Source organism: Cellulomonas sp. FA1, from assembly GCF_000986825.1.
Classification (GTDB): domain Bacteria; phylum Actinomycetota; class Actinomycetes; order Actinomycetales; family Cellulomonadaceae; genus Cellulomonas; species Cellulomonas iranensis.
Window position 1 is genome coordinate 1,402,378 of the sequence record NZ_LBMY01000001.1, and the last position, 12,302, is coordinate 1,414,679.

At 77.4% G+C, this 12,302-nt stretch carries 8 protein-coding genes; 3 read left to right on the forward strand and 5 right to left on the reverse strand.

Annotation, left to right across the window (positions count from 1 at the left end; translation table 11 throughout):
• Window positions 1-2 precede the first annotated feature (2 nt).
• Complete coding sequence (locus GY42_RS06260; RefSeq protein ID WP_046528682.1) at window positions 3-1,904, forward strand: helicase HerA-like domain-containing protein; 1,902 nt, start codon at window positions 3-5, stop codon at window positions 1,902-1,904.
• On the opposite strand, the gene GY42_RS06265 is transcribed toward GY42_RS06260, so the two are convergent.
• The 5 genes from GY42_RS06265 to GY42_RS06285 all read right to left on the reverse strand — a co-directional run bounded on the left by GY42_RS06265 (window position 1,836) and on the right by GY42_RS06285 (window position 10,419).
• Window positions 1,836-3,122, reverse strand: coding sequence for an MFS transporter (locus tag GY42_RS06265; protein ID WP_046528683.1), 1,287 nt, complete (start codon window positions 3,120-3,122; stop codon window positions 1,836-1,838). The genes GY42_RS06260 and GY42_RS06265 overlap by 69 nt on opposite strands.
• Before the next feature lie 76 nt (window positions 3,123-3,198).
• The gene (locus GY42_RS19345; protein WP_046530623.1) at window positions 3,199-3,879 is read right to left on the reverse strand and encodes a metal-dependent transcriptional regulator; all 681 of its coding nucleotides are present in this window, start codon (window positions 3,877-3,879) and stop codon (window positions 3,199-3,201) included.
• 1,702 nt (window positions 3,880-5,581) lie between these two features.
• Window positions 5,582-7,639: a metallophosphoesterase family protein gene (locus GY42_RS06275; RefSeq protein WP_082131376.1), complete on the reverse strand. Its 2,058-nt coding sequence runs from the start codon at window positions 7,637-7,639 to the stop codon at window positions 5,582-5,584.
• 107 nt (window positions 7,640-7,746) lie between these two features.
• Entirely contained in the window at window positions 7,747-8,529 is a 783-nt protein-coding gene (locus GY42_RS06280; protein ID WP_201775301.1) for an LLM class F420-dependent oxidoreductase, read from the reverse strand.
• 99 nt (window positions 8,530-8,628) lie between these two features.
• Window positions 8,629-10,419, reverse strand: a complete 1,791-nt coding sequence (locus GY42_RS06285; protein ID WP_201775257.1) for a hypothetical protein — start codon at window positions 10,417-10,419, stop codon at window positions 8,629-8,631.
• A gap of 291 nt (window positions 10,420-10,710) precedes the next feature.
• Between GY42_RS06285 and GY42_RS06290 the strand changes: the two genes are divergently transcribed.
• Together GY42_RS06290 and GY42_RS06295 are read left to right on the forward strand one after the other, a co-directional pair.
• Window positions 10,711-11,712: a glutathione S-transferase family protein gene (locus GY42_RS06290; protein WP_046530626.1), complete on the forward strand. Its 1,002-nt coding sequence runs from the start codon at window positions 10,711-10,713 to the stop codon at window positions 11,710-11,712.
• Window positions 11,713-11,824: 112 nt separating this feature from the next.
• Window positions 11,825-12,283, forward strand: a complete 459-nt coding sequence (locus tag GY42_RS06295) for a MarR family winged helix-turn-helix transcriptional regulator (protein WP_046528685.1) — start codon at window positions 11,825-11,827, stop codon at window positions 12,281-12,283.
• The last annotated feature ends 19 nt before the right edge of the window (window positions 12,284-12,302 follow it).

Here is a 12,302-nt window from a genome sequence, read left to right on the forward strand (position 1 = left end):
TCATGTCGGACAGCACGCCGTCGTCGTCGGGCAGGTCGTCGGACGCGCCCGCGGGAGCCACCGCGGACGCCGAGCTCGCGCGGCTCGAGGCCGCGGCGGCGCGCGCGACGGCCGACGCCGCGCGCGCCCGCGCCGACGCCGCCGAGGCGGAGGCCGCCGCAGCGACCGCCGCGCTCGCGGCCGCCCGCCGCGCCGCCGCCGGTTCCGGGGGCGACGACGTCACGGCCTCCCCGCCGAGCGGGGCCGGCGACGACGTCACGACGCCCCCGCCGAGCGCGACCGCGTCGGCGACGACGGACGCACCGGGCGGGCCCGACGCGGGCGTCTCCGACCTGGAGCGCGCCGTGACCGCGGGCTACGTCGCTGCGGGGCCCACGCTCGACCTGGGCGTCCTGCTCGAGGACGGCACGCCCCGGCCCGGCGCGGTCGTGCGGCTCCCGCTGGGGATGCTCAACCGGCACGGGCTCGTGGCGGGCGCGACCGGCACGGGCAAGACCCGCACGCTGCAGCTCATGGCCGAGCGCCTGTCGGCGGCCGGCGTGCCCGTGCTCGTCGCCGACGTCAAGGGCGACCTGACCGGCCTGGCCGAGCCGGGCGCGCCCTCCCCGGCGCTCGCCGCCCGGACCGCGGCCCTCGGTCAGGAGTGGGCGGCGACGGGCTTCCCGGTCGAGCTGTACGCGCTGGGCGGCGAGGGCGACGGCGTGCCGCTGCGCACCACGGTGACCGACCTCGGGCCGCTGCTGCTGGCCAAGGTCCTCGGGCTCAACGCCACGCAGGAGTCGAGCCTGGGCCTGGTGTTCCACTGGGCCGACCGGCAGGGCCTCGCGCTGCTCGACCTGGCCGACCTGCGCACGACCCTGCAGTGGCTGACGAGCGACGAGGGCAGGCCCGAGCTGACGGGCATCGGGGGGCTGTCGGCCGCGACGGCCGGCGTGATCCTGCGTCAGCTCGTCGCGCTCGAGGCGCAGGGCGCCGGGGCGTTCTTCGGGGAGCCGGCGTTCGACGTGACCGACCTGCTGCGCACCGCGCCGGACGGGCGCGGCGTGGTCTCGGCGCTCGAGCTGCCCGGCGTGCAGGACCGCCCGGCGCTGTTCTCGACGTTCCTCATGTGGCTGCTCGCGGAGCTGTTCGAGGTGCTGCCCGAGGTGGGCGACCCCGAGCGGCCGCGGCTCGTGTTCTTCTTCGACGAGGCGCACCTGCTGTTCGCCGACGCGTCGAAGGCGTTCCTCGCCGAGGTCGTGCGGACCGTGCGTCTCATCCGCTCCAAGGGCGTGGGGATCGTGTTCGTCACGCAGAGCCCGAAGGACGTGCCGGCCGACGTGCTCGGGCAGCTGGGCAGCCGCGTGCAGCACGCGCTGCGCGCGTTCACGCCCGACGACGCGGCGGCGCTGCGGGCCGCGGCGCGCACCTACCCCGCGTCGGCCTACGACCTCGAGCGGGTGCTGCAGCAGCTCGGCACGGGCGAGGCCGTCGTGACGGTGCTGGGCGAGAGCGGCGTGCCGACGCCGGTCGCGTGGACCCGGCTGTTCGCGCCCGAGGCGTCGATGTCCCCCGCGGCGCCCGCGACGGTGCACGCGACCGTGGCGGCGTCGCCGGTCGCGGCGCGGTACGTGCAGCCCGTGGACCGCGAGTCGGCGCACGAGCTGCTGCAGGCCCGCATGGCGCGCGCCGACGCCGAGCGGGCCGCCGCCGACGCGGCCGACCGGGCGGAGCGCGACGCGCGCGCGGCGGAGCAGGAGGCGGCGCGGGCCGAGCGCGAGCGGGCGCGCAGCGAGCGGGCGGGCAGCGGGACCGCTCGGGGCCGGGGCGCCGACCCGCTGGACGCGTTCCTCAGGTCAGCGGGCACCCAGCTCGGCCGGGAGATCACGCGGACGATCTTCGGCACCCGGCGCCGGCGCCGCTGACGCGGGGGCCGCGGCGTGCGTCGTCGCGGGCGGGGGCGTGCGCCCCGCCGTGAGCACGACGACCAGGCCGACGGCGGTGAGCGCGGCGCCCACCCACGCGGGGGCGAGCAGCCCCCAGCCGGCCGCGATGACGAGACCGCCGAGGAACGCGCCGGCGGCGTTGCCGAGGTTGAGCGCCGAGTGGCACAGGGCCGCCCCGAGAGAGGGCGCGTCGGGCGAGACGTCCATGAGGCGCGTCTGCAACGACAGCCCGAGCACCTGCGACGTCACGCCGAGCAGCACGATCGCGGGCACGGCGGCCCAGACCCAGGGCCCGACGAGCGCGATGAGCACGAGCACGACGATCGTGGCGACCATGCCGGCGATCACGGTGCCGAGCACGGACCGGTCCGCGAGCCGACCGCCGACGAGCGTGCCGGCGGTCATGCCGACGCCGTAGAGCGCGAGCACGAGCGGCACGAGCCCGACGTCGAGCCCCGTGACGTCGGTGAGCAGCGGCTTGACGTACGAGTAGACCGAGAACATGCCGCCGAACCCGACGGCGCCCGCGGCGAACGCGACCCACAGCTGGCGGTTGCGGACGGCCGCGAGCTCGGTGCGCACGCTGGCGGCGGGGTCGGACGGCAGCGACGGCGTCCAGGCGAGCAGCGCGAGCAGCGTGAGGACGCCGATGACGCCCACGGCGACGAACGCCGATCGCCACCCGACCGCGTGGCCGACGACGGCCGTGAGCGGCACGCCGACCGCGCACGCGACCGTCAGCCCGGTCATCATCGCGGCCACGGCGCGCCCGCGGCGCTCGGGCCCGACGACGGCGGTGCCCATGACGGCGCCGACGCCGAAGAACGCGCCGTGCGGGAGCCCGGCGATCAGGCGCGCGGCGACGAGGGTCTCGGCGGTGGGCGCGAACGCCGAGAGCACGTTGCCGACGGTGAACGCGACCATGAGGAGCAGGAGCAGACGGCGTCGGTCGAGCCGTGCGCCGAGCGCCGCGAGCGTGGGTGCGCCGAGCACGACGCCCAGCGCGTACGCGGTGATCGCGTGGCCCGCGACGGGGATCGTGACGTCGAGGTCGTGCGCGATCTCGGGCAGCAGGCCCATGGTGGCGAACTCGGTGGTGCCGATGCCGAACCCGCCGAGGGCGAGCGCGAACAGCGCCGCGCCGGTGCGCGTGCCGGGCTCGCCGACGCGCGGCGCGGTGGGGGCGGTGGCGGTCACGGCCGGTCCTCGAATCGATTCGACACAGGGCGGGAGGACGCCGTCGGCCACACGCGGGGATGACGTCGAGGGTACGTCAGCCGCGCGGCGCGAGCCAGATCGCCCCGGCCGCGACCTCGCCCAGCTCGACCCGGTCGGCCGCGCCGTCGACCCGCACGCTCACGGTGCCCGTGACCGCGCGCCGCTCGTCGAGCTGCACCGGCGCGTCCAGCACCAGGCCGACGTCCTCGAGGTAGCGCAGCAGCTCGGGGTCGGCGTCCGAGATCCGCGCGACCCGGTACTCCCCCGCCGGGACCTCCCACATCGGGTGCGCGTCGGGCAGGTGCACGGTGCCGTCGGCCGCCGGGATCGGGTCCCCGTGGGGGTCCCGGTCCGGGTGCCCCAGCACGTCGGCGACCCGCTCGACGAACCGGTCGCTCACCGCGTGCTCGAGCACCTCGGCCTCGTCGTGCACCTCGTCCCAGCCGTACCCGAGCCGCTCGACGAGGTACGTCTCGATGAGCCGGTGCCGACGCACCATCGCGACCGCGTGCGCGCGCCCCGCGTCGGTCAGCTCGACCGCGCCGTAGGGGCGGTGCGTCACGAGCCCCGCGTCCGCGAGACGCTTCACGGTCTCCGACACCGTCGAGGCACCCACGCCCAGGCGACCGGCGATCAGCCCGGTCGTCACGGGCACGTCCGACCACTCCTGGGCGCCCCAGATCACCTTGAGGTAGTCCTGGCTCACCGCGGTCAGGGGTGCAGGGCTCTGGCTCACGGGCCCCAGCGTAGGGGGCTCACGAGCCGTCGACGCTCCAGTGCCAGGGCTCCCCGGGCAGGTTCTCGAGCCCGTACGCCTCCGCGTGCTCGACGAGCCACGCGTACGCCGCCGAGCCGGCGCCGAGCGTCCGACCGCCGCTCGTGAAGTCGATCGCCAGCCCGCGCTCGTGCCGCGAGGCCCCGGCCGCGCGGTGCTCGGCGAGCACTGCGACGCGGGCTTGTCGTACACGTCGTGGTCGGACGGGCCGCAGTGCGCGCGGCGCAGCGCGACCTGCTGGTCGGGGCTGCGCCACCCGCCGCCGCCCAGCACGACGCCGTCGGCGCGCGCCGCCTCGACGAGCGCGTCGACGGCCTCCGCGAGGCACGCGTGCACGCGGATCCCGGACCGCGTGCGGACCGTGTCGGCCTCCGGCACGGGCCCGTCGACCTGCGCGCAGTCGGCGGGCCGCACGCCCGTCGGGACGCGGTCCGCGGGCACCGCGACCTGCCACAGCACGCCGCCCTGCGGCCCGACGAGCAGCACCGCGGCCTCCTCGAGCACGAGGCGAGCGCCGTCGTGCCCGGCCGTCGCCGTGCCCCACACCGGCGTCCCGTCGGCGTCCACCAGCACGAGGTCGCCGTCGGGCTGCAGCCGGACGAGCGCGCCCCCGACGTCGCCCGACGTCCACACGTCCTCGCCGTCCCACGTCGCGACGAGCGCACCGTCGCGGACCACGAGACCCAGGTGCCCCGACGGCGAGCCGAGCGACGCGCCCGGTGCGAGCTCGCCGCCCGGGTCGAGGGTCGACGGCCCGACGGGTGCGCCCGAGCTCCACACCGCGTCGCCCGCGTCGTCGCGCAGCACGAGCGTCCCGTCGTCGCCGACCGCGAGCGACCTCGCACCCAGGCCCGCGGTCCGCGAGCGCCACACGCGGTCGCCGTCCTCGTCGACCGCGACCAGGTTGCCGTCCGCGCGCAGCTCGAGCGCGACGGCCGTGGCCGGCGCGGGCGCGCCCGGCCGCGCCGACGCGGTCGCGGTCTCGGGCGCCCACCGCACGCTCCCGTCGGGTCCCTGCAGCTGCACACCGGCGCCCGGCACGACGAGCAGCGTGTACCGCCCGTCCGGCGACGACAGCACGGCGTCGGCCGTGAGCCGCGCGGGGCCGTCGAGCGTCGACGGCGCCTGGGCCGTGCCGGCGCTCCAGACGACCGCGCCGGCGGGGTCGGTCACGACGACCTCGCCGTCGTCGCGGACGCGCAGCGTGCCGCCCGACCCGCCCGTCGCGGTGCTCCACACGAGCGTGCCGTCGGGCGCGACGAGCCGCACGTCACCGGTCGCGCCGGTCGTCAGCGCCGAGCCCGCGACGCCGCGGCCGGACGACCACCGCGGCGCGGTGCCGTCGCCCGCGTACAGCCCGAGCGCGCCGTCCGGCTGGACGACGAGCGTGTGCACGCCGCCGGGCGCGAGCAGCGACTGCCCGGGCTCGAGGTGCTCACCGGGTCGCAGCACGTCCTCGCCGGGGCCCGCGAGCGCCGGCCCGGCCCCCGCGAGCAGCACGACGGCCGCGACCACGCCGACCAGCAGCCGTCGCACGCCCACCCCCTCACGCCGCGCGGGCGCCGGCACGACGACGTGCCGGGTGCGCGCGCAGCACCCAGGCCAGCACCCCGGTGCGCGGTCGCGCAACCCCCGAGGGCGTTTCTCATCCGACCGAAGCGCTTCAGCCCGCCGTGGCGCCGTCCGTGCCGTCGTCCTGCGCGGGCGGCGCGAGCGGGGCCTCGGGCGGCTGGTCGGCGTCGTCCGCGGCGCCCTCCCCGGCGGGCGGCGCCCAGGGGTTCAGCGCGTCGTCCTGCGGGTCGACCACGCGCGGCCAGGGCCGGCGCGGGTTCACCGTCACGGTCGCCTGGGGGGTCACCTCGACGACCTGGTAGTCGAGCATGCGCCGCTCCTGCGGGTCGAACCGCAGGACGGTCAGCTGCGCCGTCCCGCGCAGCGGCCCGACGGTCGGCTGGTTGAGCGTGGCACCGGCCGTGCTCGACGAGATGTACCGGATGCCGAGGCCGACCTGCTCGGGGTCGACGCGCCGGTGGTAGTGCCCCGACACCTGCGCGGGCACGCAGCCCTCCTCGAGCGCCGCGTCGCCCACGGTCGGCGTGTGGATGAGCAGCAGGTCGACGTCGCCCGCCTCGCACGCGACCTCGGCGAGCCGCTCGCCCATCTCGGCGGGCGTCTCGGCGGACGCCGCCGCGGTGCCCCCGGCGCCCACGCGAGTCTCCTTCGGGTCGTGGTCGCCGAGGACCCGCACGCCCGCGACGTCGACGACGCCGCCGTCGAGGACCGTCGCCCCGGCGCGCGCGTACATCGCGGTGGTCTCGCGCGAGTCGTGGTTGCCGGGCGACGTCACGAGCCGCACCCCGGCCGGGACGGCGCGCGCGAACGACGTCACGCAGTACTGCTCGACCGACGTGCCGTTCATGGTGGTGTCGCCCGCGTCGAGCACGGCGTCGGCGCCCGCGAGGTCGGCGAGCGTGCCGATGAGCGAGGCCATGCCGACGTTGCAGTGCAGGTCGGACACGACCACGAGGACGACCGGCTCGACCTCGGGCGACGGGGTCGGCGTGGCGCTGCGCGTCGGTGCGCCGGTGGCGGTGGGCTCGTCGCCGGCGGCTGCCGCGCCCTGCTGCGCGTCGTCGTCGGCTGCGTCAGGGCCGTCGGAGCCACCCGGGCCGGCGTCGTCTCCCCCGGCGTCGGTGCCCGCGGCGGCGTCGGCGTCCGCGGCGGCGTCCGCGTCTGCGGCGGCGTCGGCGCCCGCCGCGTCCGTCCCGGGCTCGCCGTCGCCCCCCGGCACGGCCTGCGACCCGGCGTCGGGATCGTCCTCGGCCGGGGCGGACTCGTCGTCCTCCCACTGCTGCCACGCCGCGACGAGCGCCGCGTCGGCGTCGCGGTAGAACGTCTCGTTCTGCCGCCACGCGTCGACCGCGTACGCGCCGTAGGTGTCGATGACGCCGCCGAGCCGACCGGTGACGCGCGCGCCCGCGAGCGGCGTGCCGTCGAACACCGCGGACGACAGGTGCGCCTGCGACGGGCGGTCGCCGGGCCCGACGCTCGACGTGAGGACGGTCGCACCGAGCACGAGCGCGAGCCCGCCCGCGGTCACGGGCCGCGCGTGCGCGCCGAGCCAGCGGGCGAGCTCGTCGCGCCGCGCGACGCCGAGCAGCGCGCGCAGCACCCACCACGCGACGACGAGCACGACGAACGCCGACGCGGCACGGAACGCCGCGTCGCTGACCAGCGCGACCGCGATGTCGCGGATCGCGGCGGCGGGGCCCGAGAAGAACTGCACGTACGCCGACAGGTCGTTGCTCAGCGCCTGCAGCGTGCGGGCCTCGCCGAGCTCGGTGACCGACGACGGGATCTCCTGCACCGTGGCGCGCACACCGAGGGTGAGCGGCAGCGGCGAGTCGATCTGCAGCGTGCCGAGCGGCCCGAAGTCGATCGTCACGGTCGAGTCGGTCGTGACGTCGTACCGCGTGACGTGCGGCCCCAGCGCCGACTGCACCGACGCGGTCGTGACGCCGAACACGACGGACACGACCGCCGCGAGCACGACGAGGCCGACGGCGGGCCACCAGCCGTGCCGCGGCCGCCGGGGCCGCCACGCCCGGACGGCGCGCGCCGCGCGGACCACCCGGCGTCGCGCACGGGCCCCGACGGTGCGGGGAGCCCGCTCCGCGGGCGGCTGCGCCCCGTCGGGCGGGGCGGTCGTCGGGTCGTCCATCGGCACCGAGCCTAGACGCGGGCGCACGGGTCGGCGCGCGGGCCTCCGGGCCGCCGCACCTGCGCAGCGGCCCGGGGCGCCTCCCGGAGCCGGGGGTCAGCGCAGGCTCACCGGCGCTCGTCGCGCCAGCGCACCCACTTCTGCGTGAGCGACAGGTCGTAGTCCGGGCCGCTCGCGCTCGTCGTCAGCAGTCGCACGCCCGCCGCGAGCATCGCGTCCCCGGCGTCGGCCGGGTCCTGGCCGTCGACGGCCGCGGACCGCTCGACGAGCGTCGCGGTGTCGCGGCCCACGGCGGCGCCGTGCTCGTCGAGGATCGCGCTCTTGCGGCGCAGCGTCTCGACGTCGCCGAACGAGTGCCAGATGTCGGCGTGCTCGGCCACGACGCGCAGCGTCTTGCGCTCGCCGCCGCCGCCGATCATCACGGGGATGTCCCGCACGGGCGCCGGGTTGAGCCGCGCCCACCGGTCCTTGATGCGCGGCATCGCCTGCGCGAGGTCCGCAATGCGCGAGCCCGCCGTGCCGAACTCGTACCCGTACTCGTCGTAGTCGCGCTGGAACCAGCCCGCACCGATGCCGAGGATCAGACGGCCGCCGCTGATGTGGTCGACCGTGCGGGCCATGTCGGCCAGCAGCTCGGGGTTGCGGTACGAGTTGCACGTCACGAGCGCGCCGAGCTCGACGCGCTCGGTCTGCTCGGCCCACGCCGCGAGCATCGTCCAGCACTCGAAGTGCAGGCCGTCGGGGTCGCCGTACAGCGGGAAGAAGTGGTCCCAGTTGAAGATCACGTCGACGCCGAGGTCCTCGGCGCGCAGCACCGCGTCGCGGATCTGGCCGTAGGCGGCGTGCTGGGGCTGGAGCTGGACGCCGATGCGCACACCGGCCGTGGAGATCTCGGTCACACGCCCACGCTAGACCCGCGACCGCCCAGGTCGCGCGCCCGGGCGGGGGGCCACGGGGCCACGGGGCTGCAGGGCTGCAGGGCTGCGGGACTACTGGTACGTGACGAGGTCCGGCACCGGCTGCACCTGGTACGTCTGCGCCGGGTCGAGCATGGGCACGTCCTCGTCGTAGAAGTTCTTCCAGCCCCAGTGCACGGGCGGCGCGCCGGCGCGCAGCGTCGCCCACGTGCCGGCCTTGGCGGGCTGGCTGCCCTGCCCGTCGACGTGGATCAGGGGCGCGAGCTCGTCGTGCGACGTGTCCAGACGCTCGCGCTCGGTGATCATGCGCAGCGAGAACTGGTGCAGCACGAACATCTTCTGCGGCAGGCCGCGCTCGCGCGTGAACGACGCGAGCCACGCCGCTGTCGCGTTGACCTCGTCGATCCCGACCGAGCCGATCTGCCGCAGGTGCACCTGGTCGGGCGCGAGCCGCCACTCGGGGTCGAGCGCGAGCCCGACGTGCGGCAGGGCGAGCAGGTCGGCGTACAGCTGGGCCTGCGTCACGAAGTCCTGCCGGCCGGGCTGCAGGTCCAGCACCACGTACTGCCCCGCCGCGCCGGCCGCCTCGACCAGCGGGCGCAGGTCCTCGACCGGGCGCTTGCGCGAGTAGCTGCCGTCGGCCTCGGGCCCGCCCGACGCGATGGTCGCGATGATCTCGACCGCGGGCACCACGGTGTCGGCCGTGAGTTCGCGGTAGGGGGCGGCGTGCTGCTCGGCGCGCGCGATCGTCGCCGGCACGTCCTGCTCGCCGAGCACGCCGAGCGCCCCCGACCCGGGCGTGCCGTACAGCGCGACGTACTTCTTGCCGGGCTGCCCGGCGACGGCCGGGAACACGAGCTGACCGCCGCCGGGCAGCTCGACGCCCGTGCGCGCGGTCGCGACGCGGGCCGCGAGCAGCTCGGGCGCGCCGAACGTGTCGCCGTAGGCGATCACCGCCGTCGGGTCCGCCGACGCGACGGCCTGCACCGTGGCGGACGTCGCGCGCGGGTCGCCGCCCGGGACGTCGAGCACGGCGACGCCCAGCGCCCGCAGCGTCGCCGCCGCGGCGGGCGGCACGGGGCCGTCCGCGAGCGCGACGACGCCGTCGGCGGTCACCGGCGCGGTCGCGGGCAGCGTGTCCGCGGTGCCGGTGGGCGTCGTGGCCGCGGCGGTCGCGCCGCCACCCGGAGCGCCGGGCGCGGTCGCCGCGGGATCGGCCGCCGGGGCGTCGTCCGCGAGCAGCACGGCGGGCTCGGGACCCTCGAGCGCACGCACCGCGGCGGCCTCGTCGCCGGCCGCGACCGGCACCGGGGCGCCGAACGTCGCGCCCGTGGCGGCGGCGAGCGCGTCGGCGTCGGCGCCGGGAGCGACCGCGACGACGACCGCGTCGGCGGGCAGCGCGTCCGCGGGCACTCCCCCGACCGTGAGCACGTGGGTGGCGCCCAGGCGGTCGAGCTCGCCCGCGACGTCCGCGCCGTCGGCCGTGAGCAGCACGGGCGCGCCGACGGCGACGGCGGCGCTCGCGGCGGTCAGCGTCGCGGCGACGTCCCCGCCGGGGGCGACCACGACGACCGGCGCCGACGCCAGCAGCGTGCTCGACGTCGTGAGCGCCGCGCGCACCTCGTCGCCCGTGACGACCGACGCCGGCGGGGGCGCCTGCACGACCGGACCCACCGGGGCCGCGGACGCCGACGCGGACGGCGCGGTGGTGCCGCCGCCGTCGGGTGCCGTGCCCCACGAGCACGCGGCCGTGAGCGCGAGGGCGACGGCAGCGACGAGCGCGACCGTGCGCGGGCGGCCCGGTCGCCGCCGACCGTGGCGCCCGGTGGCGACCTCGGACCCGTCGGACGTCTGCACCTGCACCCGCACCTCCCGCGGTCGCGCGGCGCCCCCACCGCGGGCCGGCGGCCGCCGACGGGTCGCCACTGTAGGGGCGCGGGCCGTCCCGCGCAGCCGCGGAACCGGGGTGATCCGGGGCGAAGCCCCCGCGGCACGGGCGGCCGGGCGTGCCCACCTGCGACGACGCGTGCGGCGAGGGATGATCGACGCGTGGACGACGAGACGCGCACGGCACCGAGCAGCGGGACGACCGCCGACGCGGCCGGCGGGACGGCGCCCGACGGCACGTCGGCGCACGACCGGCCGGGCGTCTACGTGACGCCGGGGGCCGGGTACGAGCGCGACACGCGCTACCTGACGGACCGCATCACCGCCGACGGCGCCGAGGGCTGGCCCGTCGAGGCGGGCCGCTACCGGCTGGTCGTGTCGCGCGCGTGCCCGTGGGCGAGCCGCGCGGTGATCGTGCGGCGCCTGCTCGGGCTCGAGGACGCGCTGTCGATGGGCATCTGCGGGCCGACGCACGACGAGCGGTCGTGGACGTTCGACCTCGACCCGGGCGGCGTCGACCCGGTGCTGGGCATCCCGCGCCTGCAGGACGCGTTCCTGGCACGCGACCCGCACTACCCGCGGGGCATCACCGTCCCGGCGATCGTCGACGTGCCGTCGGGCAAGGTCGTGACGAACGACTTCGCGCAGATCACGCTCGACCTCGAGACGCAGTGGACGGCGTTCCACCGCGAGGGCGCGCCGGACCTGTACCCGCAGGCGCTGCGCGACGAGATCGACGCGGTGTCGGGCGAGATCTACCGCGAGATCAACAACGGCGTGTACCGGTGCGGGTTCGCGGGCTCGCAGGAGCAGTACGACCGCGCGTACACGCGCCTGTTCGACGCGCTGGACCGCGTGTCCGAGCGCCTGGCGGACCGGCGCTACCTGGTGGGCGACACGATCACCGAGGCGGACGTCCGGCTGTTCACCACGCTCGTCCGGTTCGACGCCGTCTACCACGGCCACTTCAAGTGCAACCGCAGCAAGCTCACCGAGATGCCGGTGCTGTGGGCGTACGCGCGCGACCTGTTCCAGACCCCCGGGTTCGGCGACACGGTCGACTTCGTGCAGATCAAGCAGCACTACTACGAGGTGCACCGCGACATCAACCCGTCGGGGATCGTGCCGCGGGGCCCGCAGACGCACGGGTGGCTCACCGCGCACGGGCGCGAGGTGCTGGGTGGGCGGCCGTTCGGCGACGGCACGCCGCCGGGGCCGGTGCGCGACGGCGAGGTCGTGCCGGCGGGGCACGGGGCCGCGCCGGCCTGACCTCCCGCACACCCGCGGGCACCCCGCGGCCCCGTGGCAGGACGCGCGACCGGAGCCGGCCCGGGACGACGGTCCCGTTCGGCGACCCGCGATGCGCAATACGTTGCGCATCATGGATCGCCCCACGACCGAGGACGACGTCCTCGGTGCCCTCTTCGTCCTCACGCAGCACCTCACGCGGTACGCCGACGACGCGCTCGCGCGCTACGGCGTCACGGCACGCCAGTGGCTGCTGCTCGCGGTCCTCGTGCGCGGGTTCCCCGGCGAGCGGCCGACGCTCACGCAGGCGGCGCGCGCCTACGGGACGTCGCGGCAGAACGTCACGCAGGTCGCGCGCCAGCTCGCGGCCCGCGGGCTGGTCGCGCTCGAGCCCGACCCCGCCGACCGCCGCGCCACGCGCCTGGCCGTCACGCCGCTCGTCGCGCGCACCTTCGACACCCCCGACGCGGCCGCGCACCAGCGCGCGGTCGTCGCGACCGTGTTCGCCGACCTCGGCGACGACGACCTCGCGGCGCTCGACCGGCTGGTGGGCCGCTGCCTGGGCACGCTGCGCGCGGCGGCCGACCGGTGAGCCGGTGGCCGGTCCGCAC